Origin of the sequence: Pseudomonas batumici, from assembly GCF_000820515.1 — a bacterium.
In the GTDB taxonomy this organism is placed as follows: Bacteria; Pseudomonadota; Gammaproteobacteria; order Pseudomonadales; family Pseudomonadaceae; genus Aquipseudomonas; species Aquipseudomonas batumici.
This window is the reverse complement of the sequence record NZ_JXDG01000006.1, coordinates 1-26683: the sequence shown is the minus strand read 5'-3', so window position 1 is coordinate 26683 and position 26683 is coordinate 1. Positions and strand designations below refer to the sequence as shown.

Annotated in this window: 21 protein-coding genes, 1 tRNA gene and 1 pseudogene; 2 read left to right on the top strand and 21 right to left on the bottom strand. The window is 62.9% G+C overall.

Annotation, left to right across the window (positions count from 1 at the left end; translation table 11 throughout):
* Positions 1 to 198: 198 nt before the first annotated feature.
* The 8 genes from UCMB321_RS03365 to rnr all read right to left on the bottom strand — a co-directional run bounded on the left by UCMB321_RS03365 (position 199) and on the right by rnr (position 9875).
* Entirely contained in the window at positions 199 to 2502 is a 2304-nt protein-coding gene (locus UCMB321_RS03365) for a YgiQ family radical SAM protein (RefSeq protein WP_040063903.1), read from the bottom strand.
* Positions 2503 to 2597: 95 nt separating this feature from the next.
* Positions 2598 to 3995, bottom strand: a complete 1398-nt coding sequence (gene dnaB, locus UCMB321_RS03360; RefSeq protein WP_040063861.1) for a replicative DNA helicase — start codon at positions 3993 to 3995, stop codon at positions 2598 to 2600.
* Between the two features lie 115 nt (positions 3996 to 4110).
* Positions 4111 to 4557 (bottom strand): 50S ribosomal protein L9, encoded by a 447-nt coding sequence (rplI, locus tag UCMB321_RS03355; RefSeq protein ID WP_017125059.1) that lies wholly within the window; start codon positions 4555 to 4557, stop codon positions 4111 to 4113.
* Between the two features lie 19 nt (positions 4558 to 4576).
* Positions 4577 to 5479 carry a YybS family protein gene (locus tag UCMB321_RS03350; protein WP_040063860.1) on the bottom strand — a complete coding sequence of 301 codons (903 nt, stop codon included), beginning with the start codon at positions 5477 to 5479 and terminating at the stop codon, positions 4577 to 4579.
* A 36-nt stretch (positions 5480 to 5515) separates the two neighbouring features.
* A complete protein-coding gene (rpsR, locus tag UCMB321_RS03345; RefSeq protein WP_002551829.1) occupies positions 5516 to 5746 on the bottom strand; it encodes a 30S ribosomal protein S18 in 231 nt (76 codons plus the stop codon).
* Between the two features lie 28 nt (positions 5747 to 5774).
* Entirely contained in the window at positions 5775 to 6197 is a 423-nt protein-coding gene (rpsF, locus tag UCMB321_RS03340) for a 30S ribosomal protein S6 (RefSeq protein WP_040063859.1), read from the bottom strand.
* A gap of 313 nt (positions 6198 to 6510) precedes the next feature.
* The gene (gene rlmB, locus UCMB321_RS03335; RefSeq protein WP_040063858.1) at positions 6511 to 7272 is read right to left on the bottom strand and encodes a 23S rRNA (guanosine(2251)-2'-O)-methyltransferase RlmB; all 762 of its coding nucleotides are present in this window, start codon (positions 7270 to 7272) and stop codon (positions 6511 to 6513) included.
* Positions 7269 to 9875, bottom strand: a complete 2607-nt coding sequence (gene rnr / locus UCMB321_RS03330; RefSeq protein WP_040063857.1) for a ribonuclease R — start codon at positions 9873 to 9875, stop codon at positions 7269 to 7271. The genes rlmB and rnr overlap by 4 nt, the downstream gene beginning before the upstream one ends.
* Before the next feature lie 224 nt (positions 9876 to 10099).
* On the opposite strand from rnr, the gene UCMB321_RS03325 reads away from it, so the two are divergent.
* A tRNA-Leu gene (locus UCMB321_RS03325) sits at positions 10100 to 10186 on the top strand.
* A 349-nt stretch (positions 10187 to 10535) separates the two neighbouring features.
* Here the strand turns inward: UCMB321_RS03325 and UCMB321_RS03320 are convergent.
* From UCMB321_RS03320 to UCMB321_RS03265, 12 genes are all read right to left on the bottom strand, one after another.
* Positions 10536 to 12470 (bottom strand): methyl-accepting chemotaxis protein, encoded by a 1935-nt coding sequence (locus UCMB321_RS03320; protein ID WP_040063856.1) that lies wholly within the window; start codon positions 12468 to 12470, stop codon positions 10536 to 10538.
* Positions 12471 to 12610: 140 nt separating this feature from the next.
* Positions 12611 to 13903, bottom strand: a complete 1293-nt coding sequence (locus tag UCMB321_RS03315) for an adenylosuccinate synthase (RefSeq protein ID WP_040063855.1) — start codon at positions 13901 to 13903, stop codon at positions 12611 to 12613.
* Between the two features lie 54 nt (positions 13904 to 13957).
* Positions 13958 to 15145 (bottom strand): ATP phosphoribosyltransferase regulatory subunit, encoded by a 1188-nt coding sequence (locus UCMB321_RS03310; protein ID WP_040063854.1) that lies wholly within the window; start codon positions 15143 to 15145, stop codon positions 13958 to 13960.
* 307 nt (positions 15146 to 15452) lie between these two features.
* The gene (gene hflC, locus UCMB321_RS03305) at positions 15453 to 16322 is read right to left on the bottom strand and encodes a protease modulator HflC (RefSeq protein WP_040063853.1); all 870 of its coding nucleotides are present in this window, start codon (positions 16320 to 16322) and stop codon (positions 15453 to 15455) included.
* On the bottom strand, positions 16322 to 17494 hold the full coding sequence (gene hflK, locus UCMB321_RS03300; protein WP_040063852.1) for an FtsH protease activity modulator HflK: 1173 nt from the start codon (positions 17492 to 17494) through the stop codon (positions 16322 to 16324). Before hflK ends, hflC begins: the two co-directional genes overlap by 1 nt.
* A 96-nt stretch (positions 17495 to 17590) precedes the next feature.
* The gene (gene hflX / locus UCMB321_RS03295; protein WP_040063851.1) at positions 17591 to 18892 is read right to left on the bottom strand and encodes a ribosome rescue GTPase HflX; all 1302 of its coding nucleotides are present in this window, start codon (positions 18890 to 18892) and stop codon (positions 17591 to 17593) included.
* Between the two features lie 12 nt (positions 18893 to 18904).
* Positions 18905 to 19165: an RNA chaperone Hfq gene (gene hfq / locus UCMB321_RS03290; protein WP_040063849.1), complete on the bottom strand. Its 261-nt coding sequence runs from the start codon at positions 19163 to 19165 to the stop codon at positions 18905 to 18907.
* 93 nt (positions 19166 to 19258) lie between these two features.
* Positions 19259 to 20239 (bottom strand): tRNA (adenosine(37)-N6)-dimethylallyltransferase MiaA, encoded by a 981-nt coding sequence (miaA, locus tag UCMB321_RS03285; RefSeq protein ID WP_040063847.1) that lies wholly within the window; start codon positions 20237 to 20239, stop codon positions 19259 to 19261.
* Complete coding sequence (gene mutL, locus UCMB321_RS03280; protein WP_040063845.1) at positions 20239 to 22158, bottom strand: DNA mismatch repair endonuclease MutL; 1920 nt, start codon at positions 22156 to 22158, stop codon at positions 20239 to 20241. Before mutL ends, miaA begins: the two co-directional genes overlap by 1 nt.
* Positions 22155 to 23582: an N-acetylmuramoyl-L-alanine amidase gene (locus UCMB321_RS03275; protein ID WP_209437125.1), complete on the bottom strand. Its 1428-nt coding sequence runs from the start codon at positions 23580 to 23582 to the stop codon at positions 22155 to 22157. The genes mutL and UCMB321_RS03275 overlap by 4 nt, the downstream gene beginning before the upstream one ends.
* A gap of 3 nt (positions 23583 to 23585) precedes the next feature.
* Positions 23586 to 24056, bottom strand: a complete 471-nt coding sequence (gene tsaE, locus UCMB321_RS03270) for a tRNA (adenosine(37)-N6)-threonylcarbamoyltransferase complex ATPase subunit type 1 TsaE (RefSeq protein ID WP_040063842.1) — start codon at positions 24054 to 24056, stop codon at positions 23586 to 23588.
* Entirely contained in the window at positions 24044 to 24904 is an 861-nt protein-coding gene (locus UCMB321_RS03265) for an NAD(P)H-hydrate dehydratase (protein WP_040063840.1), read from the bottom strand. Before UCMB321_RS03265 ends, tsaE begins: the two co-directional genes overlap by 13 nt.
* A gap of 63 nt (positions 24905 to 24967) precedes the next feature.
* Here UCMB321_RS03265 and queG point away from each other — a divergent pair, with 63 nt between their 5' ends.
* Complete coding sequence (gene queG, locus UCMB321_RS03260) at positions 24968 to 26065, top strand: tRNA epoxyqueuosine(34) reductase QueG (protein ID WP_040063838.1); 1098 nt, start codon at positions 24968 to 24970, stop codon at positions 26063 to 26065.
* A 9-nt stretch (positions 26066 to 26074) separates the two neighbouring features.
* On the opposite strand, the pseudogene UCMB321_RS30990 reads toward queG, so the two are convergent.
* Positions 26075 to 26683 (bottom strand): annotated as a pseudogene (locus UCMB321_RS30990) (hypothetical protein); the annotation flags it as partial.

The window sequence follows — 26683 nt, the reverse complement described above, 5'->3', positions numbered from 1 at the left end:
TCGCGTCACCTTAACAAACGACTCAGGGTCCCACTAGAACGCAAAACGCCATCATGCAACCACAAGGGGAAACCGAAAGCGACTTCGACTACCCGAGAAAAGAGTCGGATCATTGAACCGATCAAACAGCAAAACGCCAGCACGAGGCTGGCGTTCTGCATTCAACTTACCGCTTGAAACTCCCAGCTCAACACTGTCTCAGCGCGGCACCACCGGCTTGCGGGTCGGCTTCTTGCCTTTGCCCTTGGCCGCATCGGCGCGCTCCTTGGCGGCCTGCTTGTTGCGGGCGAACGCGGCGGCCTTGGCCTGTTCGCGCTTGTCCCAGGCATTACCACCATCGCTGCCACGCGGCGGCAGGCCGGTGTGCTGGGTGAGGATCTTGGTGGTGCTGTCCTTCGCCACCTTGTGGCTGCCGGCCGGTGTCGAGTTCTTCCGGCGGGCGCTCTGGTAGCTGTCGGTCGCCGGCTGGTGCAGCGGGATCAACTGGTGCTTGCCCGGTCCGATCAGATCGCCACGGCCCATGCGCAGCAAGGCTTCGCGCAGCATCGGCCAGCCCTTCGGATCGTGGTAGCGCAGGAACGCCTTGTGCAACCGGCGCTGCTCCTCGCTCTTGACGATGGTCACCCCGTCACTCTTGTAGGTGACCTTGCGCAGCGGGTTCTTGCCCGAGTGGTACATGGCCGTGGCACTGGCCATCGGCGACGGATAGAACGCCTGCACCTGGTCGGCACGGAAGCCGTTGCCCTTGAGCCACAGCGCCAGGTTCATCATGTCTTCGTCGGTGGTGCCCGGGTGCGCGGCAATGAAGTACGGAATCAGGTACTGCTCTTTCCCGGCTTCCTTGGAGTACTTCTCGAACATCCGCTTGAACTTGTCATAGCTGCCGATGCCCGGCTTCATCATCTGGTTGAGCGGACCTTCCTCGGTGTGTTCCGGGGCGATCTTCAGGTAACCGCCGACGTGGTGGGTCACCAGCTCTTTCACGTATTCCGGCGACTCGACCGCCAAGTCGTAGCGCAGGCCGGAGGCGATCAGGATCTTCTTCACCCCGGGCAAGGCGCGGGCACTGCGATAGAGCTGGATCAACGACGAGTGGTCGGTGTTCAGGTTCGGGCAGATGCCAGGGAACACGCACGACGGCTTGCGGCACGCGGATTCGATTTCCGGGCTCTTGCAGGCGATGCGGTACATGTTCGCGGTCGGACCGCCGAGGTCGGAAATCACCCCGGTAAAGCCCGGCACCTTGTCGCGGATCTCTTCGATCTCGCGAATGATCGACTCTTCGGAACGGTTCTGGATGATCCGCCCTTCGTGCTCGGTGATGGAGCAGAAGGTGCAACCGCCGAAGCAGCCGCGCATGATGTTCACCGAGAAACGGATCATCTCGTAGGCCGGGATCTTCTCCTTGCCATACACCGGGTGCGGGATGCGCTGATAAGGCATGCCGAACACGTAGTCCATTTCCTCGGTAGTCATCGGAATGGGCGGCGGATTGAACCAGACGTCGACTTCACCATGCTTCTGCACCAGCGCACGGGCGTTGCCCGGGTTGGTTTCCAGGTGCAGTACGCGGTTGGCGTGGGCATAAAGCACCGCATCGCCACGCACCTTTTCCACCGACGGCAGGCGGATCACGGTCTTGTCGCGGGTCATCCGCGGGCTGGCCAGGATCTGCACGACCTTGGCTTCCTGCGGATCCTCAACCGGACCCTTTTCCTGCTCGATGGCACAAGCGGCGGTGTCCTGGGTGTTCACGTAGGGGTTGATGATCTTGTCGATCTTGCCCGGCCGGTCGATGCGCGTGGAGTCGACTTCGTACCAGCCTTCAGGCGTGTCGCGGCGAATGAACGCAGTGCCGCGCACATCGGTGATGTCTTCGATCTTGTGGCCGTAGGACAGGCGCTGGGCGACCTCGACAATCGCCCGCTCGGCGTTGCCGTAGAGCAGGATGTCGGCGCTGGCGTCGATCAGGATCGAGTTGCGCACGCGGTCCTGCCAGTAGTCGTAGTGGGCGATCCGGCGCAGCGAAGCCTCGATGCCGCCGAGGACGATCGGCACATGCTTGTAGGCTTCCTTGCAGCGCTGGCTGTAGACCAGGCTGGCGCGATCCGGACGCTTGCCGGCCAGGCCGCCCGGCGTGTAGGCGTCGTCGGAGCGGATTTTCTTGTCGGCGGTGTAGCGGTTGATCATCGAGTCCATGTTGCCGGCCGCGACACCGAAGAACAGGTTCGGCTCGCCAAGCTTCATGAAGTCGTCCTTGGACTGCCAGTTCGGCTGGGCAATGATCCCGACGCGAAAGCCCTGGGACTCCAGCAGCCGGCCGATGATCGCCATGCCGAAGGACGGATGGTCGACGTAGGCATCGCCGGTGACGATGATGATGTCGCAGGAATCCCAGCCAAGCTGATCCATCTCTTCCCGGCTCATGGGCAGGAAGGGCGCTGGCCCGAAACATTCGGCCCAGTACTTGGGATAGTCAAATAACGGCTTGGCTGCTTGCATGGCGATGACCGGTGTCGAGATGAAATTTCGCGGGCGCGGAATATAGCACAAAAAATGACCAAATCCGACGACCATAGTCGGAAATCGGTGGCGTGTTACTCGTCGTCGTCGAAGTTGTAACTGCCCGGCGCCAGGTTCTCGAAGCGCGTGTACTTGCCGATAAAGGCCAGGCGGATAAAGCCGATCGGACCGTTCCGCTGCTTGCCGATGATGATTTCGGCGATGCCCTTGTGTTCGGTTTCCGGGTGATAGACCTCATCGCGGTAAACGAACATGATCACGTCGGCGTCCTGCTCGATCGCTCCGGATTCCCGCAAGTCGGAGTTCACCGGGCGCTTGTTCGGCCGTTGCTCCAGGGAGCGGTTGAGCTGGGACAAGGCCACCACCGGGCAGTTGAACTCTTTCGCCAGGGCCTTGAGGGAACGGGAAATCTCGGAAATCTCGTTGGTCCGGTTGTCACCGCTGGAACCGGGGATCTGCATCAGCTGCAGGTAGTCGATCATGATCAGGGCGATATCGCCGTGCTCACGCACCAGGCGCCGGGTCCGCGCGCGCATTTCCGACGGGCTGATACCCGCCGTATCGTCGATGAACAGCTTGCGGTCGTTGAGCAGGTTGACCGCCGAGGTCAGGCGCGGCCAGTCGTCGTCTTCCAGTTGGCCGGAACGGACCTTGGTCTGGTCGATCCGCCCAAGCGAGGAGAGCATACGCATGATCAGCGATTCGCCGGGCATCTCCAGGGAGTACACCAGCACCGCCTTGTCGCTGCGCAATACCGCGTTCTCCACCAGGTTCATGGCGAAGGTGGTCTTGCCCATCGACGGACGGCCGGCGACGATGATCAGGTCGGCCGGTTGCAGGCCGCTGGTCTTCTCGTCGAGGTCGGTGTAGCCGGTGGACAAACCGGTGATGGCGTTGTCGGTGTTGAACAGCGTATCGATCCGGTCGATGGCCTTGGTCAACAGCTCGTTGACCCCCACCGGGCCGCCGGTCTTGGGCCGCGCCTCGGCGATCTGGAAGATCTGCCGCTCGGCCTCGTCGAGAATCTCGGCGGCGCTACGGCCTTCCGGATTGAACGCGGTGTCGGCGATTTCGGTGCTGATGCCGATCAACTGGCGCAAGGTTGCCCGCTCGCGAACGATCGCGGCGTAGGCCTTGATGTTGGCCACCGAGGGGGTGTTCTTCGCCAGCTCCGTGAGGTAACCCAGGCCGCCGACCTGCGAGGCCTGCCCTTCCTTGTCCAATTGCTCGGCCAGGGTCACCACGTCGATGGGCATGTTCTGATCGGCCAGCCTGGCGATGGCGCGGAAGATCAGACGGTGGTCATGGCGATAGAAGTCGCCGTCCGAGACTTGATCGAGCACGCGCTCCCAGGCGTTGTTGTCCAGCATCAGACCACCGAGCACGGCCTGTTCGGCCTCGATGGAATGCGGCGGCACCTTCAGCGCGGCGGTTTGCAGATCGTATTGCTCGGGAGCGGAGATATCGTTCATGGCCACTTGAAATCAGGGGGTGGGTGCAAAAAAACAAAAGGCACGACCTGAATGAACAGAGTCGTGCCCGATGTTAACCGCCTGGCGAGCAAGTCGCCAGGCGATTGGGTACTGCTTAAGCAGCCACCACGACAACGCGTACGGTTGCTTCGACTTCGGCGTGCAGGTGCACGGCCACGTCGAATTCACCCACGTTGCGGATGGTGCCGTTCGGCAGACGTACTTCGCTTTTTGCCACTTCAACGCCGGAGGCGGTCAGGGCATCAGCGATGTCGTGGGTGCCGATCGAACCGAACAGCTTGCCTTCGTCACCGGCGGTGGCAGTGATGGTCACTTCCAGCTCAGCCAGTTGGGCGGCGCGCGATTCAGCCGAAGCTTTCTTGTCTGCTGCGGCTTTTTCCAGCTCAGCGCGACGCTCTTCGAACGCAGCCAGGTTGGCAGCGGTCGCAGCGGTGGCTTTGCCGAATGGCAGCAGGTAGTTACGACCGTAACCGGCCTTAACGTTTACCTTATCGCCCAGGTTGCCCAGGTTGGCGATTTTTTCCAGAAGGATCAGTTGCATGTGGAAATCCTCTTAACTTTTAACCTTCACCGTTCGCGGAACCGTTATCGGCATCCTTCGACGCCAGGCGTCCGCGAAAATCAATCAGGCTGTCGACAATGGCCAATACCATGAGCAACGGACCGAGCAAGTGCATGAAAGGCACCAGCGTGACGTACATCCCCACCAGCCAGAAACTGGCCAGTCTCTTCTGCGCCACCAGCCCGTGAATCAGGGCCAGGCCGGCGAAGAACAGCGGAACACTGCACAGCGGCAACAGAATCAATGCCTGCACACCGAGAAACGGCGCGACAAACATGACGGCCAGCAGCACCAGCGCCACCTGCTTGGGGATTCGGACAGCGCGGAACTCGCGCCCGAAACCACCGGGGTTGTACAACAACGCTTGCCAATAGCGCCCAAGAATCAGGCACATCACACTAAAGACCTGCAGCGAGATCGCCGTCGAGGTGATCAACAGGGGCACGGCCAGTGACGCGAGGAACGCTCGCTGATCTACCGACAACTTGTGGTAGACCTCACCGAGAGCCAGCGGCACGACTTGTTCAAACGTCTGCGCCAACCCTTCGATGAAGGGACTGAAAATCGTCCCCAGACTCACCGCACATACCAACCCTACTGCCATGCTGACCAGCAGCACGCGGTTCCAGGAGTAGCCGGCGCGTAAAACCAGCGCCAGGCTGCAAGACCCGAGCAGCACCAACAGGGCCGTGGGGTCTTTCTGGATGTTGAAGTGCCAGAACAGCAGCACCGACAGCACACCCAGACCGATGACGCCAAGGGCGTCCGAACCGCGCCGCAGGAGCACAAGGCACCCGGCGGCGGCACTCAACCAGAACAACAGCGGCAATGCCGCAGATCCGGCCACGACGAGCATGGCCTGCATACGTCCGCGCATGATGAATCCAGCTAAGGCGCGCATGCATTCAATCCTTTACTGCGTGTCGACTGCCCGGTCTCAGCGGCCGTGGCTGTCGGTGTAGGCCAGCAGGGCCAGGAAGCGGGCGCGCTTGATAGCGGTGGCCAGCTGACGCTGATAACGAGCTTTGGTACCGGTGATACGGCTTGGAACGATTTTGCCGGTTTCGGATACATAGGCTTTCAGGGTGTTGAGATCTTTGTAATCGATCTCTTTCACGTCTTCAGCGGTGAAGCGGCAGAATTTACGACGACGGAAGAAACGTGCCATGTGATTGGCTCCTCAAAAGGTCCGTGGATTACTCGTCAGCGTTATCGCTGGCGTCGCTGTCATCACCCTCAACGCCATCGGCGTCGGAGTGCTCAGGACGGTCGCGACGCTCACGGCGCTCACTGCGGTTTTCTTCAGCCTTGAGCATCTCGGACTGGCCGGTAACGGCTTCGTCGCGACGGATGACCAGGTTACGGATCACAGCATCGTTGTAACGGAAGTTGTCTTCCAGCTCGGCCAGGGCCTTGCCGGTGCACTCAACGTTCAGCATCACGTAGTGAGCCTTGTGAACATTGTTGATTGCATAGGCCAGTTGACGACGGCCCCAGTCTTCCAGACGGTGGATTTTGCCGCCGTCTTCTTCGATCAGCTTGGTGTAACGCTCAACCATGCCGCCGACTTGTTCGCTTTGATCCGGGTGGACCAAAAAGATGATTTCGTAATGACGCATGAATGCTCCTTACGGGTTGTAGCCTGCCGCTCAAAAACGGTCAGACAAGGAGTGAATGACACTTGTGTGTCTTGCCTGGAGTAGGCACGGATGCGCCAGCCATCACGGCAAGGGGCGCAATTGTAGAGAAGGGGCGAGAGGGGTGCAAGATAATTGGCGATTATTTGAGCAATTCACCGTAATGAACGGCGCACGCCCTGTAGGAGCTGGCTTGTCGGGACGCCGCATCGCAGCGATGAGGCCGGCAAGTCTTGCAGCGACTGTTCAGCCGCCATCGCCGGCAAGCCGGCTCCCACACGTTTTTTTGCGCTGATCAGGCTTTTTTACTGGCAGCCTTGACGCTGCGCTGGCGCATGGCTTCGAACAGGCACACGCCCGTCGCCACGGAGACGTTGAGACTGCTGACGCTACCGGCCATCGGCAGCTTCACCAGGTAGTCGCAGTGCTCGCGGGTCAGGCGACGCATGCCCTTGCCTTCGGCCCCCATGATCAGGATGGTCGGCCCGGTCAGGTCCTGCTGGTACAGCTCCTGCTCCGCCTCGCCCGCCGTGCCGACGACCCACAGGCCGCGCTGCTGGAGCTTTTCCAGGGTCCGCGCGAGGTTGGTCACCGCCACCAGCGGAATCACTTCCGCCGCGCCGCAGGCCACCTTGCGCACCGCCGGTGTCAGGGTCGCCGACTTGTCCTTGGGCACCACCACCGCCAACGCACCGGCGGCATCGGCGGTGCGCAGGCAGGCGCCGAGGTTGTGCGGGTCGGTCACGCCGTCGAGCACCAGGATCAACGGTGCGCCCTCGGTGCGGTCGAGCAGTTCGTCGAGCATCGCCTCGCCCCAGACCTGGCTCGGACTGACCTCCGCCACCACGCCCTGGTGCACGCCTTCGACCCAGGCATCCATCTCGCGGCGCTCGGCCTGACCGACGGACACCCGGTTTTCCCCGGCCAGCTCCAGCAACACCTGGACCCGTGGGTCGCTGCGGCCTTCGGCCAGCCAGATCTGCTTGACCCGTTTAGGGTGGTGACGCAACAACGCCTCCACGGCATGCACGCCGTAGATTTTTTCCAACTGACTCATGACTTGCCCTTGGGTTTACGCGCCCCGCCACTTTTCGCGGGACCAGCGCCCGCCTTCGGCGGACCTTTGCGATGCTTGCTCGGCTTTTCCGACGGAGCGCCACGACCGGACTTGCCCTCGGTCTTGCCCTTACCGCCGCTTTTGGCCTCGGCCAACAAGGCCTGCTTCATTTCACGACTTTTGCGCACCTCGGCGTTTTTCGCCGCGGCGTCGCTGGAGCGATAGGCCTCATCCGACTTCTTCGCGACCGCACCGCGACGCCCAACCTTGGCCGGCTCCGGAGCTTTCTCGAACGGTGCGGGAGCGGCGGCCTCGGCCCCGCGCTTCTTGCGACCGATCGGTGCACTGAGGGTTTTCTCGGCCATTTCGAAGTCGATCTTGCGCTCGTCGAGGTCGACGCGCATGACCTTCACTTCCACCGTGTCGCCCAGGCGGAAGCTGCGACCGGTGCGCTCGCCCGCCAGGCGGTGATGGACCGGGTCGAAATGGTAGTAGTCGCCCGGCAAGGCGGTGACATGCACCAGGCCTTCGACGTAGATATCGGTCAGTTCGACGAACAGGCCGAAACCGGTCACGGCGGTGACCACACCCGGGAACGACTCGCCCACGCGATCCTTCATGAACTCGCACTTGAGCCAGTTCACCACGTCGCGGGTGGCTTCGTCGGCGCGCCGCTCGCTCATCGAGCACTGCTCGCCCAACTGCTCCAGCGCCGCTTCGTCGTACGGATAGATCCGCGCTTTCGGAATGGTCATCGCGCCGGCACGACGAACGTGCGGCGTGTCCTGCTTGGAGTGGATGACACTGCGGATGGCGCGGTGCGTCAGCAGGTCCGGGTAACGCCGGATCGGCGAGGTGAAGTGGGTGTAGGCCTCGTAATTCAGGCCGAAGTGGCCCTGGTTGTCGGCGCTGTACACCGCCTGGCTCAGGGAGCGCAGCATCACGGTCTGGATCAGGTGGAAATCCGGGCGGCTCTGGATACTCGCCAGCAATGCCTGGTAATCCTTCGGCGACGGACCTTCCTTGCCCTTGTGCAGGGACAGGCCCAGTTCGCCGAGGAAGGCGCGGAGTTTTTCCAGGCGCTCCGGCGGCGGGCCGTCATGCACCCGGTACAACGCCGGAATCTCGTGTTTCTTGAGGAACTCGGCGGTGGCCACGTTGGCCGCCAGCATGCACTCTTCGATCAGTTTGTGCGCATCGTTGCGGGTGGTCGGACGGATTTCCGCGATCTTGCGCTCGGAACCGAAGATGATCCGCGTTTCCTGGGTTTCGAAGTCGATGGCGCCACGGGTATGCCGCGCCGCCAGCAACACCTTGTACAGGGCGTAGAGCTGCTTGAGGTCCGGAATCACTTCCGAATACTCGCCACGCAGCTTCTTCGCTTCGCTGGTCTTCGGCTGCTCCAGGATCGAGCTGACCTTGTTGTAGGTCAGGCGCGCATGGGAGTGGATCACCGCTTCGTAGAACACGTAGTCGGTCATCTGCCCGCTTTTGTTGATGGTCATCTCGCAGACCATCGCCAAGCGGTCGACATGCGGGTTCAGCGAGCACAGACCGTTGGACAGCTGCTCCGGCAGCATCGGCACCACGCGCTCGGGGAAATACACCGAGTTACCGCGCACCTGGGCCTCGGCATCCAGCGCCGAACCAAGCTTCACGTAGCTGGAAACGTCGGCAATCGCCACGTACAACTTCCAGCCACCGGAGAACAGGCGCAATTTGCCCGGCTTGGCTTCGCAATAGACCGCATCGTCGAAGTCGCGGGCGTCCTCGCCGTCGATGGTGACGAATGGCAGATGGCGCAGGTCGATGCGCTTCTCTTTGTCCTTCTCCTCGACTTCCGGCTTGAGCTTCGCGGCTTCCTTGAGCACGGCCTCGGGCCAAACGTGGGGAATGTCGTAGGTGCGCAGCGCGACATCGATTTCCATGCCGGGCGCCATGTAGTTGCCCACCACTTCGATCACATCGCCCTGCGGCTGGAAGCGCGGGGTCGGCCAGTGGGTGATCTTCACCTCGACGAACTGACCGACACGGGCGTCGGCGTTGCGGCCCGGGGTCACCAGCACTTCCTGCTGGATCTTCGGGTTGTCCGCCACCACGAAACCGATGCCGCCTTCTTCGAAGTAACGCCCGACGATGCTCTCATGAGCCCGGGACACCACTTCGACGATCACGCCTTCACGACGCCCGCGCCGGTCCAGGCCGGACACCCGCGCCAGGGCGCGGTCGCCATCGAACACCAGGCGCATTTGCGCCGGGCTCATGAACAGGTCGTCGCTGCCGTCGTCCGGGATCAGGAAACCGAAACCGTCGCGATGACCGGCGATGCGGCCGAGGATCAGGTCGAGCTTGTCCACCGGGGCATAGGTGCCGCGGCGGGTGTAAATCAGTTGCGCATCGCGCTCCATGGCACGAAGACGGCGGCGCAGGGCCTCGATCTGGTCTTCGGTGCTCAGGCCGAACTCGTCCACCAGCTCCTCGCGACTGGCCGGCGATCCACGCTCGGACAGGTGCGCCAGGATCAGCTCGCGGCTAGGAATGGGGTTTTCGTATTTTTCCGCTTCACGAGCGGCCTCGGGGTCGAGGGATTGCCAATCGGCCATTAGATAAATTTCACCTTGTCTATATGCGGGTTAGTTTGGCATACGCGTATTGAAACGGGAAATTTCAGGCACACAGGCCACCTTGAAACCCATTTGTCGGCGTGAAAAATGCCGCCTGAAGGACATTGAAGCGTTTTTCCAAGTTTTTTTCATGACAGGGGTTTACACTTCAACAGCGCCTCCGTATAGTGCGCGCCATCGACGACGGAGACGTTGACGATACTGCCCAGATGGTGAAATTGGTAGACACGCCAGCTTCAGGTGCTGGTGGCCGCAAGGCCGTGGAAGTTCGAGTCTTCTTCTGGGCACCAATTCAAATTTCAGAGTCTGACTCTGGAATCTCACAAAAACCCGCGAAAGCGGGTTTTTGCGTTTCTAGACCCACAGTTTCCTGGATACACCCCCGCACACTGTGGGAGCCGGCTTGCCGGCGATGACGGCCGCAAGATCGATGCACGGCTTACAGGCCTCATCGCCGGCAAGCCGGCTCCTACAGTGACCGCGTTGACTGCTTTCTGTAGGAGCGAGCTTGCTCGCGATGGACGCCAACGATGACACGGGAAGCCTGATGCCCCGCGGCGCCTGAACCACCATCGCGAGCAAGCTCGCTCCTACAAGGGATTATGCACAGCCTTGCAGGACAAGCACCGCACCCTCCGATCAAGCCCGGAACTGCCCCAGGCTCGCCTTGAGCTGCCCCGCCAGGCTGTCCAGCACCTTGCCGCTGGCCGTGGTTTCCACCACCGCCTGCGCCGCGCGCTCGGCCTGGGCATGGATCACTTCGACCCGCCCACGCACCGCATGCGCGCCCTCGGCCTGATGGGCCGCCGCCTGGGTCGCCAGGCCAATCGCCGCATGCACCTGCTCCACCGAAGCCTGCACGCTCTGCTGCAACTTCACGCTGCTGCGCAACACCGCCAAGCCCTCATTGGCCTGACGACCCGCCTGGCCGATGGCCGCCACAGCTTCCCGCGCGCCCTGCTGCAAGGCACCGATATGCGCCTGGATATCGCCGGTGGAACTCTGCGTCTTGCTCGCCAGCGCCCGCACCTCGTCCGCCACCACGGCAAACCCGCGACCGGTTTCCCCCGCCCGCGCCGCCTCGATGGCCGCGTTCAGGGCCAGCAGATTGGTCTGCTCGGCAATCCCGTGAATCACCGTCAGCACCACTTCAATCTGCTCACTCTGCTGCGCCAGCCGCTCGATCACCTTGGCCCCGGTATCCACCTGCCCGGCCAGGGCCTCGATCAGATTGCCGACCTGGGTCGAGGTCCGGGTGTTTTCATCCGTCGCCTGGCGAATATCCACCACCTGCTTCAACGCGGCCTGCATCGCATGACTTTCGGACTGCGCGTCGTCAGCCATCTTCGACAACTCGCGCAAGCTCTGCGCCACCTCGTCGCGCTGCAATCCGGCGGCCGCATCGGCACCGGCGTTGCGCAAGGTCATCTGGCCAATCTCCACACCGGTACGCTGGGCCACATCACCCGCCTCGCGCACGATCGGCTGCAGCTTGTCGACAAAGCGATTCACCGCCGAAGCCATGTCGCCGATCTCGTCATTGCTGTTGAGTTGGACCCGCTTGGTCAGGTCCCCCTCCCCGGCCGCCAGGTCATTGAGGGCCGCGATCAGCAGATGCAGCTTGTTGACCACACGCCGCCCCAGCACCACCGCCAGCAGCAGCAGGACGCCGAGACCGACCAGGGCCAGCCCCATGCCGATCCGCCAGCGCAGGGTCTGCGCCGCGTCCTGCACCGTTGCCGTGCTGTTGGCCTGCATTTGCGAAGCCGTGGCCTGGGCCGATTGCAAGCGGGCCTGCATGGCCTTGGAACTGTCCGCCGACGCCCCTTGCAGACTGTCGCCCACCAGCTTGTCGCTGCTGGCGATCAAGGTGGTAAAACGCTGGTCCAGGGCCTTCAGGTCAGTCTCGACCGAAGCCGTGGAAACCCCCATCCGCACCTTGCCGATTTCCACGCCATTGGGGCTGATCGAGGCTTCGAGGTAGTAGACCGAAGGATCGTTCTTCGCCGCGTTGAGCACCTTGTCCAGCGCTCGCTCCCCCTCGCCCTTCGCCAAAAGGGCCTGGTTGATCGGGTTGTCCCGATTCAGGTAGCGAGTCAGGTGCTCGCCGGTCGCATCGTCATAGACCACGAACAGCACGTTCGGATTGCGCTGGGCCCGGCGGGCGAATTCGGACAGGGTCGGAACATCGTTGTCCCACATGGCCCGAGGCGCCACGGAGGCCAGCAATTGCGCCATATCGTTGGCCGAATCCTTCAGATCCTTCTCCAACGCCGTACGCAACTGGGCCTGCTCATCCTTCAGCCGCGAGGACAAGCCACCAGTCAGGCGCTGGCGTGTGCTGACCGAAAGGTTGTCGAGACTCGACGTCACCTCCTTGCCGGCCTGCTCCAACTCCCCAGACAGCTTCTGACTGTCGACACCCAGGCGATTGCCCAGGTCAGCCTCCAACGCAGTGACCGTGCTTCGGGTCAGAGCGACCGCCACCAGCACCTGCACCAAAAGGGCGATACCCAGGGTAACGAACACAGGCCGCAATAAACGGCTTTGTAACAGTGAGAGAACGGCCGACACTGGAGATTCCTCGACTTTGGCGCCATTAATCTGATAGCACACTTTTTAGACGATAATCCCAGCAAGGGTCGTGCCGAACAACAGGCAGAAACGACAAAGGGCCCCAAAATGGGCCCTTTGTGATCTACATCAACGACTTATCAGGCGAACGGGTGACGCAGAACGATGGTTTCGTTGCGATCCGGACCCGTCGAAATAATGTCGATCGGTGCGCCGACCAACTCTTCGATGCGCTTGATGTAGGCACGGGCAGCCGCCGGCAGCTCTTCCAGGGTCTTGGCACCCAGGGTCGATTCGGTCCAGCCCGGCATTTGCTCGTACACCGGCTCCAGGCCGATGTAGCTGTCGGCGTCGGTCGGCGCGTCGATGACCGCACCGTTTTCGTTCTTGTAACCCACGCAGATGTTGATGGTTTCAAGACCGTCCAGCACGTCCAGCTTGGTCAGGCACAGGCCCGAGATGCTGTTGACGTCGATGGCACGACGCAGGATCACGGCATCGAACCAGCCGCAACGACGGGCACGGCCGGTGGTCGCACCGAACTCGTGGCCACGCTTGGCCAGGAAGGCACCGACGTCATCGAACAGTTCGGTCGGGAACGGACCCGAACCTACGCGAGTGGTGTAGGCCTTGGTGATACCCAGGATGTAATCCAGGTACATCGGGCCAACGCCCGAACCGGTGGCGATGCCGCCGGCCGTGGTGTTGGAGCTGGTGACGTACGGGTAGGTACCGTGGTCGATGTCCAGCAGCGAGCCCTGGGCACCTTCGAACATGATGTCCTTGCCGGCGCGACGCAGGTTGTGCAGCTCGGCGGTGACGTCGAGCATCATCGGCTTGAGCAGCTCGGCGTACTCCATGCACTCATCCAGGGTCTTCTGGAAGTCGATGGCCGGCTCTTTGTAGTAATTGACCAGCACGAAGTTGTGGTAGTCCAGCAACTCGCCCAGCTTCGCGGCAAAACGCTCGCGGTGGAACAGGTCACCGATGCGCAAGCCACGACGAGCGACCTTGTCTTCGTACGCCGGGCCGATGCCACGACCGGTGGTACCGATCTTCAGCTCGCCACGGGCTTTCTCGCGCGCCTGGTCCAGGGCCACGTGATAGGACAGGATCAGCGGGCAGGACGGGCTGATGCGCAGGCGCTCGCGCACCGGCACGCCTTTCTCTTCCAGCTTGGTGATTTCCCGCAGCAGGGCGTCCGGAGCAACCACCACGCCGTTGCCGATCAGGCATTGCACGCCTTCGCGCAAGACACCCGACGGGATCAGGTGCAGGACGGTTTTCTCGCCGTCGATCACCAGGGTGTGGCCAGCGTTGTGACCACCTTGGTAGCGCACCACGGCGGCAGCATGTTCGGTCAGCAGATCAACGATCTTGCCTTTGCCCTCATCACCCCACTGGGTGCCCAGGACTACGACATTCTTACCCATAACACTTGTCCTCATTCGCGCAAACTTGGTGCCGGCAGCCGCCGGCGGGAAAACTCAAGAAGCCAGCGGCAATACTTGCCAAAGCCCGTTCTGCTGAATCAATTGCCGGTCGCAGTCCGCTTCGCGGGCGGCGGCCAATGGTTGTCCGGGCAAGGCCTGGACGACACGCTGACCCTCGCCGCGCAACTGGCAAACCAACTGCCAGAGTGCTGCATCCGTGCTGTCGGGCATCCAGATACCGCCAGACGGTAGCTCGATCTCGGCACGCCCCAGGGTCACCAGGGTTTTCAAATCGGTGGAAAAGCCGGTGGCCGGACGCGCACGACCGAAGTCGGCGCCGATGTCGTCGTAACGACCGCCCTGGGCGATGGCCTGGCCGACACCCGGCACGAACACCGCGAACACCACACCGGTGTGGTAGTGGTAACCGCGCAACTCGCCCAGGTCGAAATACAGCGGCAACTCAGGGAAACGCACGGACAGCCGCTCGGCAATCGCCAGCAGGTCATCCAGCGCCGCCGTGACCTGCGCCGGCGCACCAGCCAGGCGCACACGCGCCGCCGCCAGCACTTCACGACCGCCACACAGCTCCACCAGCGCCCGCAGCATGGCCGCCAGATCGGCCGGCAAGCCTTCGGTCAGCTGGATCACTTCATCGATCGCCTTGCGTTGCAGGGCGTCGAACAATTGTTGCTCCACTTCACCGGACAAGCCGGCGGCGCGGGCCAGGCCACGGTAGATACCGACATGCCCCAGGTCCATGTGCACATCCGGCACATCGGCCAGTTGCAGCATCGCCAGCATCAGGCTGATGACCTCGACGTCGCTGCTCGGGCTGGCATCGCCGTACAACTCGGCGCCCAGCTGGATCGGGCTGCGCGAGGACGACAGGGCCCGCGGCTGCGCATGCAGCACGCTGCCGGCATAGCACAGGCGGCTCGGACCTTCGCGACGCAGGGTGTGGGCGTCGATGCGCGCCACCTGGGGCGTGATATCCGCACGGAAACCCATCTGCCGGCCCGACTGCGGGTCGATCACCTTGAAGGTGCGCAGGTCCAGGTCCTGGCCGGCGCCGGTCAACAAGGATTCCAGATACTCGATATGCGGGGTGACAACGAACTCATAGCCCCAGCTCTGGAACAGATCCAACACCTGGCGCCGCGCCACTTCGATGCGCGCCGCTTCAGGCGGCAATACTTCTTCGATGCCATCTGGCAGAAGCCAGCGATCTACCGTTGCCATTACGCCTTTCCCCTAATGATCCGGGCGGCAAGCCCACAGGCGAGCCTTGAGTGAAGCAGAAAATGGTTAACGCGCGCGCAAGAACGACGCGACGAACAGCCTGAAACCGGCTTCGCCTACCACTTTCCTCTAGAAACCTGTCGGGTTGGTCAACCCGTTTTCTGCTGATCTGCTTTCTGCTAATGAAGCTACAGACGCAAAAAAGCCGGGAATTTCCCGGCTGCCGCATCATACACCCGTTTTCCGAAAGGATCACCCCGCCCGGCGTTTTAGCTGCCGGGCGGAGGGGGGCACGATGCGCGTTGAATCAGGGCTTGGCTTTTTCCAGGTAACGGAAGAAGTCACTGCTCGGATCCAGCACCAACACGTCGCTCTTTTCCGCAAAGCTTTCACGGTAGGCGCGCAGGCTGCGGTAGAACGCGTAGAACTCCTGGTCCTGGCCGTAGGCCTTGGAGTAGATCGCGGCGGCCTGGGCATCACCGTCACCACGGGCTTCTTCCGACTGGCGATAAGCCTCGGCCAGCAACACACGGCGCTGGCGATCGGCGTCGGCACGAATGCCTTCGGCCAGTTCGTTACCCTTGGCGCGGTGCTCACGAGCCTCGCGCTCACGCTCGGTGCTCATGCGCTCGAAGACGCTGCGGTTGACTTCCTTCGGCAGGTCGATGGCCTTGACCCGGACATCGACCACCTCGATACCCAGCTCCTTGGCGGCCATGGCGTTCAGCGACGCGGTGATGTCAGCCATCAGCGCATCACGCTCACCGGACACCACCTCGTGCAGGGTGCGCTTGCCGAACTGGTCACGCAGGCCCGATTCCAGGCGACGGGACAGACGCTCGTCGGCGATCTGCTTCATGCCGGAAGTCGCGGTATAGAAGCGCTCGGCGTCCTTGACCCGCCACTTGGCGTAGGCATCGACCATCACGGCTTTCTTTTCCAGGGTCAGGAAGCGCTGCGTCGGGGCATCCAGGGTCATCAGGCGGGCGTCGAACTTGCGCACCTGGTTGACGTAGGGCACCTTCACATGCAGGCCCGGCTGGACATCCGCCTCGACCACGCGGCCGAATTGCAGCAGGACGGCGCGCTCGGTCTGCAACACGATGTAGAAGCAGTTCCAGGCCGCCACCGCCACGATGACCCCAAGGATCAGGGCGATCAGTGATTTATTGCTCATCAGCGGCTCTCCCGGGTGCGTGTGGGTTGTGGCTCGGTGATGTGCGGCGTGATGTCAGTGTTGCCACTGGCCATCGGCCCCACACCCTTGGCCGGCGAACTGCCACCCGAACCGCTCTGGATCATCTTGTCCAGCGGCAGGTAAAGCAGGTTGCTCTGGCCGTTCTTGTTGCCGGTCACGAGCACCTTGCTGGTGCTGCTGAAGACTTCCTGCATGGTGTCGAGGTACAGGCGCTGGCGGGTCACCTCCGGCGCCTTGCGATACTCGGCCACCAGCTTGGTGAAGCGGTCGGCCTCACCCTTGGCGCGGGAGATCACTTCGTCGCGATAGCCGTTGGCATCCTCGAGGATGCGCTGGGCCTGGCCACGGGCTTCCGGCACCACGCCATTGGCATAGCCTTCGGCCTGGTTGCGCGAACGCTGTTCGTCCTCGCGGGCCCGGATCACGTCGTCAAAGGCTTCCTGGACTTCACGCGGCGCGGCCGCGCTCTGGACGTTCACCTGGGTCACGGTGATACCGGTGCGGTAGGTATCGAGGAAGCGTTGCAGACGCTCCTTGATCTCGCCAGCCATCTGCACGCGCCCTTCGGTCAGCACCTGGTCCATCGCGGTGGAACCCACCACGTGGCGCAGGGCACTGTCGGTGGCCTGTTGCAGACTGATTTCCGGCTGGTCGACGTTCAGCACGAAGTCCTGCAGGTTGCTGATCTTGTACTGCACGGTCAGCGGCACTTCGACGATGTTCTCGTCTTCGGTCAGCATCTGGCCCTGCTTGGTGTAGGCACGCTCACGCGTGACGTTCTCCAGGAACTTCTTGTCGATCGGCGGGAAATAGATGTTCAGGCCCGGCCCCACGGTTTCGTAGTACTTGCCGAAGCGCAGCACCACGGCCTGCTCCTGCTCGTCCACGACGTAGACCGCGCTGTACAGCCAAATGGCCGCGAGCACGACGAGGCCGATGCCGAGCAGGCCGAAACCGCCGCCCTTGCCACCGCCCGAGCCGCCATCGTCACCGCGTTTCCTACCGCCACCAATCAACCCGTTCAGGCTTTCCTGCAGCTTGCGGAAGGCCTCGTCGAGATCCGGCGGCCCCTTGCGGTCGCCGTTGTTACGGCGCTTGCCACCCCAAGGATCCTGATTGTTCGAGTTGCCACCCGGCTCATTCCAAGCCATAGCGCTCTCCATCTGATAAAGCAAAGACGCGCCCGCGGCGCGCCGACCAATGCTACAGAATGCCTGTCAACGCGGCACAGCCGCTTTCCCAGGCTTTTATTGCAAAGTGTGTTGTTCGATGAATTCCGGCGGTTTCATCCCTTCGCGCGTGACCACTCGATTGAGCTCGGCCCGGGGCAAACGGACGGACAGCAGGCAGGTGCCTTCCTCGTCGTGCTCCTCTTTCTGCACCGCACCCAATTCGAAGAACTGTGCGCGCAGTCGAGCAAAACGCTGCGGCAAGCGCAAGGTGCCGACGAACAAATCGTTGCCCAGCAACTCGGCGATCGCCTGTTCCAGCAACTCCAAGCCCTGCCCGTCCCGGGCGCTGAGCCAGACCCGCCGCGGCTTGCCGTCTTCATCGCGCTGGATTTGCGGGTCGACGCCCTCGAGCAGATCGAGTTTGTTATAGACCTCCAGGATCGGCAAGTCCTGGGCACCGATCTCGCCGAGCACCACCATGACCTGCTCGATCTGCAGCATCCGGTCCGGCTCCGCGGCGTCGATCACGTGCAGCAGCAGGTCAGAGTTGCTCGACTCTTCGAGCGTAGCCCGGAACGCCTCGACCAGCTTGTGCGGCAGGTGCCGGATGAAACCCACGGTGTCGGCCAGCACGATCGGCCCGAGGTCATCGAGCTCGTGGCGGCGCAGGGTCGGGTCGAGGGTGGCGAACAACTGGTCCGCCGCATAGACCTCGGACGCGGTGACGGTGTTGAACAGCGTCGACTTGCCGGCGTTGGTGTAGCCCACCAGCGACACCGTCGGGATATCCGCCCGCTGGCGCCCGCGCCGCGACTGCTCGCGCTGGCTGCGGACCTTTTCCAGGCGCCCCTTGATCTGCCGCAGGCGCACCCGCAGCAGGCGCCGGTCGGTTTCCAACTGGGTTTCACCCGGGCCGCGCAGGCCGATACCGCCTTTTTGCCGCTCAAGGTGAGTCCAGCCGCGGACCAACCGCGTGCTCATGTACTCAAGCTGGGCCAGTTCGACCTGGAGCTTGCCTTCATGGGTACGGGCGCGCTGGGCGAAAATATCGAGAATCAGGCCCGTGCGGTCCAGCACGCGACACTCGAAGACACGTTCGAGGTTACGTTCCTGGCTGGGCGTGAGGGTGTGATTGAAAATCACGATATCGACCTGTTCGGCCTTGACCAGGTCGCGAAGCTCCTCGACCTTGCCAGTGCCAATCAGATACTTGGCGGTTGGCCGATGACCCGGCACGTTGAAAAACGCGACGGTCTCGGCACCTGCCGATGTTGCCAACTCCTGAAACTCCTGCGGATCTTCGCGCGCCTCAGGGTCCTGACCTTCCAAGTGAACGAGAATGGTCCGTTCACCACCACCGTGGCGCTCAAAGAACAAAGGAGACTCCTATCAGGCGTTACCCGGCTCAGCGTCACCCTGTTCGGTTTCGGTTGCGCTAGGCAGGCGAATCGGACGAACCGGTACCACTGTCGAGATGGCGTGCTTGTAGACCATCTGGCTGACGGTGTTCTTCAGCAGGATCACGAACTGGTCGAAAGATTCGATCGTACCCTGCAGCTTGATGCCGTTGACCAGATAGATGGAAACCCCAACCTTTTCTTTACGCAAGGTATTCAAGTAAGGGTCTTGTAGCGAATGCCCTTTTGACATGTGCCGCACTCCTTTAAGGATCAATAATAAAAAATGGGTAAATAAATGGCTTATACCGCCTTTCCCCCAAGGATAGACGGCAATTGCAGGGACTCAGTCCAATATGGAGATCGTCCCAAGGTATTTCAAGGCGCGTGGCAGATTGTCGCAATCCAGGCTGTCCAGCCAGTGCAGATCCGTCCAGCTACGCAGCCAGGTGAACTGGCGCTTCGCCAATTGGCGCGTGGCGATGATGCCGCGCTCCTGCATTTCGGCTGACGTCAGTTTGCCCTCGAGGTACTCCCAGACTTGCCTGTAGCCTACCGCACGTATAGACGGCAACCCGACATGCAGGTCACTTCTCCTACGCAGGGCTACGACCTCGTCTACAAACCCCTGTTCCAGCATTTGTGTGAATCTTTGTGCAATTCGGTCGTGCAATACCTGGCGATTTGCCGGAGCGATGGCCAGATTAGCGACAGTATAGGGCAATTGAGGCCGTCCCGAAGCGGCTGCGTCAGTACTTTGCGCAGATTGTCGCTGTCGGTGGGCGGTCATGCTCGATCCACTGACCCGATAGACTTCCAGCGCCCGACTCAGGCGCTGGGGGTCATTGGGGTGGATACGCGCCGCCGATTCCGGATCGATGACCGCGAGCTGGTCGTGCAAGGCCTGCCAGCCAAGGCGTGCCGCCTCTTCTTCGATTTCGGCACGGACCTGCGGATCGGCCGCCGGCATGTCCGCCAGCCCCTCCAGCAACGCCTTGTAATAAAGCATGGTACCGCCCACCAGCAGCGGAATCTTGCCGCGAGCGGTGATGTCGGCCATCGCCGCCAGCGCATCGTGGCGAAACTCGGCGGCCGAATAGCTTTGTGCCGGGTCGAGGATATCGATCAGGCGGTGCGGGAACTCCGCCAGCAGGGCTTTCGAGGGTTTGGCCGTGCCGATGTCCATGTCCCGGTAAACCAGGGCCGAGTCGACACTGATCAGCTCGCACGGCAGCACCTTGGTCAGTTCGATGGCCAGGTCGGTCTTGCCCGCCGCCGTGGGGCCCATCAGGAAGATGGCCGGTGGTAATGCCTTGGAACCTGTCATCAGCGACCGCGCAAGAACAGTTTGTCCAGATCATCCAGCCCGAGCTGGGTCCAGGTGGGCCGGCCATGGTTGCACTGGCCACTGCGTTCGGTGTTTTCCATATCCCGCAGCAAACCGTTCATTTCCGCCAGGGCCAGGCGTCGATTGGCGCGAACCGCACCGTGGCAGGCCATGGTCCCGAGCAATTCGTTCAGGTGCGCCTGGATACGGTCGCTGGTGCCATATTCCATCAGGTCCGCCAGCACATCCTGGACCAGGCGATTGGCCTCGGCCTGCTTGAGCAGGGCCGGAATCTGCCGGATCGCCAGGGTTTCCGGCCCCAGGCGCTGCAATTCGAAGCCCAGGCGCTGGAACCAGCTCGCATGTTCTTCGGCGCAATCGGCTTCGCGCTGGCTGACCGCCAGGGATTCGGGCACCAGTAACGGTTGGCCGCTCAGGCCTTCGCTGGCCATGGCGATCTTCAGGCGTTCGTACATGATCCGCTCATGGGCGGCGTGCATGTCCACCAGAACCAGACCCTGGGCGTTTTCGCTGAGGATATAGATGCCCTTGAGCTGCGCCAGCGCATAACCCAGTGGCGGGACGTCGCCCTGGCTGTCGGGCAGGGTCGGCGAGGCCACCGGTTCCGGCAGCGGCGCGAAAAACTCGCGATAGACGCCCTGGGCCTCGGCGGCGGGCGGCATCTGGGTGGATTGCGGGCGGTACTGATACTGATAACCGGCACCGGAACCCGAACCGGCCGCCGGGGCAAAGCCGGAGGCAGGCGGCGATTGGGGCTGTTCAAGCAGATTGGCCGCCAGGCGCATTTCGCCCTGGGGACCGAACTCGCCGGCCTCGAGCCCTGTCGGCCGGACCATGCCGGCGACAGTGGCGGGCGCGGCCAGCTGATCCTCCGGGCGTACGTCGCCCAAGGCGCGATGCAGGGTGCCATAGAGAAAATCGTGGACCATGCGCCCGTCACGGAAACGCACTTCGTGCTTGGTCGGGTGCACGTTGACGTCCACCACCGCCGGATCGACCTCGAAAAACAGCACGAAGGTCGGGTGCCGGCCATTGAACAGCACGTCGCGATAGGCCTGGCGCACCGCATGGGCCACCAGCTTGTCGCGCACCGCGCGGCCGTTCACATAGAAATACTGCAAGTCAGCCTGGCTGCGGGAAAAGGTCGGCAAGCCCACCCAGCCCCACAGGTGCAGGCCGTTGCGTTCGACTTCGATAGGCAGCGCCTGCTCGAGAAAACCTGCGCCGCACACCGCCGCCACGCGCCGGGCACGGGCCGCGTCGTCGTGGGCCTCGTGCAGGCTGAGAATGCTCTTGCCGTTATGGCGCAGATGAAAGGCCACATCGAAACGCGCCAGCGCCAGGCGCTTGATCACTTCCTGCAGGTGATCGAATTCGGTTTTCTCGGCCTTGAGGAACTTGCGCCGCGCCGGTGTATTGAAAAACAGGTCGCGCACTTCCACCGAGGTGCCCACCGGATGGGCCGCCGGCTGCACCCGGGCCTCCATGTCGCGGCCTTCGGTTTCCACCTGCCAGGCCTGGTCGGCGTCGCGGGTGCGGGAGGTCAGGGTCAGACGGGCGACGGAGCTGATGGAGGCCAGGGCTTCGCCACGAAAACCGAGGCTCATGACCCGCTCCAGGTCTTCCAGGTCGCGAATCTTGCTGGTGGCGTGACGCGCCAGCGCCAACGGCAGGTCGTCGGCGGAGATACCACTGCCGTCGTCGCGCACCCGCAACAGCTTGACGCCGGCCTGCTCGACATCCACATCGATGCGCTTGGCCCCGGAGTCCAGGCTGTTTTCCAACAGTTCCTTGATCACCGAGGCCGGGCGTTCGACCACCTCACCGGCGGCAATCTGGTTCGCCAGTCGCGGGCTGAGCAGCTCGATACGGGCACTGCTGTTCAAGGCTTCGCTCATTGTTTGGCCGCCAGTTCAGCGCCGGGAATGGTCAGGGTCTGCCCGACCTTCAGTTCGTCGCTGCTCAGGTTGTTGGCGCTGCGCAAGGTCGCCGGCGAAACCTGGTAGCGCACGGCGATCATGGCCAGGGTCTCGCCCGGCGCCACACGATGGTCACGCGGCCCCTGGGCGATCTTGCCGGAGTCCCGCAGCCAGGCGATATAGGTGCCCGGTGGTGGGTTCTGCTGGAAGAACTGGCGGATACCGGCGCTGATGGAGCGCGCCAGGGCCTGCTGATGGTTCGAGGAGGCCAGCTTGGACGCCTCGTTGGAGTTGGAGATGAAACCGGTCTCCACCAGGATCGACGGGATATCCGGCGACTTCAGCACCATGAACCCGGCCTGCTCCACCCGCTGCTTGTGCAGCGGCGTGACCCGGCCGATGTTGCTCAGGACCTTCTGCCCGACGTTGAGGCTGGAGGTCAACGAGGCGGTCATGGACAGGTCCAGCAGCACGCCGGCGAGCATCTTGTCCTTGTCGTCGAGGCTGACGTTGCCAGCACCACCGATCAGGTCGGAGCGGTTCTCGCTGTCCGCCAGCCAACGGGCGGTCTCGGACGTGGCGCCACGATCGGACAGGGCGAACACCGAGGCACCGAAAGCCTGGGCCGAAGGCGCGGCGTCGGCGTGAATCGAGACGAACAGGTCGGCGCCTTTCTTGCGGGCGATCTCGGTGCGGCCGCGCAACGGGATGAAGTAGTCGCCGGTACGGGTCAGCTCCGCGCGGTAGCCCTTCATGCCACCGACCTGGCGTTGCAGTTCCCGGGCGATGGCCAGCACCACGTCTTTCTCGTGCTGGCCACGGGAACCGGAGGCACCCGGGTCTTCACCGCCGTGGCCGGCGTCGATCACCACAATGATGTCCCGCTTGCCCGCCGGTGCCGGCGGCAGCTTGATCGCCGGTTCCGCCGGCGTGACCGGTACCGCCGGCACGGTCGCCACGGCGGGCGTCGGGGCCGGTGGCGGCGCGGCATCGGCGGCGTTGTCGAACAGGTCGACCACCAGGCGGTTGCCATACTGCGCGTTCGGCGCCAGGGTGAAGCTTTTCGGGGTGACCGCCTTCTTCAGGTCGACCACCACCCGCAAGTCGGTTGGCGTGCGCTGGGCGGCCCGTACGCTGGTGATCGGGGTGTTGGCGGTCGGTACATTCATCGGCCCGCCCAGGGTCGCGCCGTTGATATCGATCACCAGCCGATCCGGAGAAGTCAGGGTAAATACACTGTGCTGCACCGGGCCGGACAGGTCGAACACCAGTCGCGTGTTGTCCGGGGCCCGCCACAGGCGAACACTCTTGACCTGTGTCGCCGCCAAGGCGTCTACGGCCAGTGTCGCCAGCAACAATCCCACGACAGCCACCAACGCGCGAATGCGCATACCAAACCCCATCATTTATTTGATTTCCAATGCCAGATCGGCACACCAGGAGTCGCCTCGCGCGCCCTGGGACAACAGATACAACGAACGACCGCCATTATGCGGGCTAATGGTAATGGTCAGGTCGGGCTTTGGCAAAAAGCCCTCGCCGCGCCGGGGCCACTCCACCAGGCACAGGGTCGCGCCATCGAAATAGTCGCGAATGCCCATGTACTCCAACTCCTCCGGGTCGACCAGGCGATACAGATCGAAATGGAAGGCACGGATATCGCCGATTTCGTACGGTTCAACCAGCGTAAACGTCGGGCTTTTCACCGCTCCGACATGGCCGAGGCCGCGAATGATGCCCCGGGACAGGGTGGTCTTGCCGGCGCCGAGATCGCCTTCGAGGAAAATCACCCCGACACCGCCGGTCACCTCGGCGATTGTCCTGCCGAACGCGACCATGGCCTCTTCATCGGCCAGTTGAAGGGTTAGTTCAGACACGGTGATTGCTCCTCCAGCAACTGTCGAATGACCGGAATCAGATCGCTGGCCGCCAGTCCACGGCCGATTTTCCCCAACTGCTCGCCGGCGCTGGCATGCAGCCACACCGCCAGGCAGCTGGCTTCGTACGCCGGCAGCCCCTGGGCGCGCAATGCGCCGAGCAAGCCGGCCAGGACATCACCGAGGCCCGCCGTGGCCATGGCCGGATGGCCACGCTCGCAGCGCGACAGGCGCCCGTCCGGCGCGGCAATCAGGCTGCCCGCGCCCTTGAGCACGCAGACCGCCTGGTATTGCTCGGCCAGCCGGCGAGCGGCGGCGGGACGATCCGCCTGTACAGCCGCCGTGGAAATCCCCAACAAGCGCGCCGCCTCGCCCGGATGCGGGGTGATCACGCTGTCCACCGGCAATGTGAAGCCGCCAGCGGCCAGCAGGTTCAAGGCGTCGGCATCCCAGACCTGCGGCACGTCGGCATTGACCGCCAGCGACAACAGGCTGCGGCTCCAGGCGGACTGACCGAGCCCCGGGCCGACCACCAGCACGCTGGCCTGGGCCAGTACCGTCATCAGTTGATTGGCCGACTCGATACCCAGCGCCATCACCTCCGGCAGCCGAGCCAGGGCCGCCGCCACATGCTCCGGACGTGTCGCCAGGGACACCAGCCCCGCGCCATTGCGCAAGGCCGCTTCGGCACCGAGCAGGATCGCGCCACCAAAACCCCGGTCGCCGCCGATCAACAGCACATGCCCGAACTGCCCTTTGTGGGCGTCCGGTTTTCGTACGGGAAGGCTCGGCAGCGTGGCGAGGGTCAATGACTGAATATCGGAAAAAGGCGGTTTGGTCTGCGGCATGCGTCGTCGAGCTCTGATGTCTGGCAGAATTATACGCATCAAAGCCTAGGTTTCTCCTGTCTCATGCCTGTAAATAGCGTCGACCTTCCCGCCCTCGCCCGGTCCATCAAGGAATGGGGCCGTGAACTGGGCTTTCAGCAAGTCGGCATCGCCGGTCTCGAGCTGGGCGAGCATGAACGGCACCTGCAGCGCTGGCTCGACGCCGGCTATCACGGCGACATGGACTACATGGGCGCCCACGGCAGCAAACGCTCGCACCCCGACGAGCTGGTGCCCGGTACGTTGCGGGTGGTGTCGCTGCGCATGGACTACCTGCCGGGCGACACGCAGATGGCCCAGCGCCTGGGCCAGCCGGAAAAGGCCTATGTCTCGCGCTACGCCCTGGGCCGCGACTATCACAAATTGATCCGCAAGCGCCTGCAACAGCTCGCCGAGCGCATCCAGCAGGTCATCGGACCTTTTGGCTATCGCGCCTTCGTCGACAGTGCCCCGGTACTGGAAAAGGCCATCGCCGAACAGGCCGGGCTCGGCTGGATCGGCAAGAACACCCTGGTGCTCAATCGCAAGGCCGGCAGCTACTTCTTTCTCGGCGAGCTGTTCGTCGACCTGCCGCTGCCGGTGGATGCCCCCCACGCCACGGAGCATTGCGGACGTTGCACGGCGTGCATGGATATCTGTCCGACGGCGGCCTTCGTCGGGCCGTATGTGCTGGACGCGCGGCGCTGCATTTCGTACCTGACCATCGAGCTGAAAACCGCGATTCCCGAGGAGTTGCGTCCGCTGATCGGTAACCGGGTGTTCGGCTGCGACGATTGCCAGATCGTCTGCCCGTGGAACCGTTTCGCTCGCCCGTCCGACGAAGGCGATTTCAAGCCCCGGCACAGCCTGGACAATGCCGGGCTGGCCGAGCTGTTCCTGTGGGACGAAGAGACCTTTCTGAAAAACACCGAGGGCTCGCCGCTGCGCCGGGCCGGTTATGAGCGTTGGCTACGCAACCTGGCGGTGGGACTGGGGAACGCACCCTCGACGATTCCGGTACTTGAAGCGCTCAATATCCGCCGGGACCATCCGTCGGAACTGGTCAGGGAACATGTGCTGTGGGCGCTGCGTCAACATGCCGAGCGCGGCGCCCGGACCGCTTGCGTCGAGCCGCCGCGCTGATCCCGAGACTCAAGCAGAAAGCGCAAAACCGCTGACCGACGCCTGTATCTCGATCTCGCAACGGCGGACCTCGCGCCTCAACAGCAGCAGCGAACGTCCCGTCGAATTGCTCAGGGTTATCCGCGAGCCCTCCCCCACCACCGCCATCACCGGGTGGGTTTCTCCGCTCTTGAACTGGATATAGGCCGGCAGTTGAACGGTCCGGATCACCTGCTCCAGCGCGCAGGCGCTGTGGCCATCGGCGCTCACCAGGTCGAGCCTGAACGCACTCTTGTCCTTGAACTTGACGACCTCCAGCGAGGACCGGGACAAGTCCAACTCCGATATCGCCTCGCGATCCTGGCCGGAGAGGTCCAAGCTCACTTGAGGCAGCGTCTGGAACGCCCCATCCGGAACGACCAGCTCCGTTCGACTGCCAAAGTTCGAGTCAAAGTCCTTTGACGTCATGACGCTTTTCTTGAACTGCAGGGTGTAGGGCGTCTCGGGGTGCAGCCTGACCTGGTATTTGTTGAGGGCCTGCTCCTGCGGGGACTCCCCCACCGCCCAGCCGAACGGATTGGCCTCCAGCAGCAGATGGGGCGTGGCGCCGAACAGCAGGATCGTCGGTATCGGGCCAAA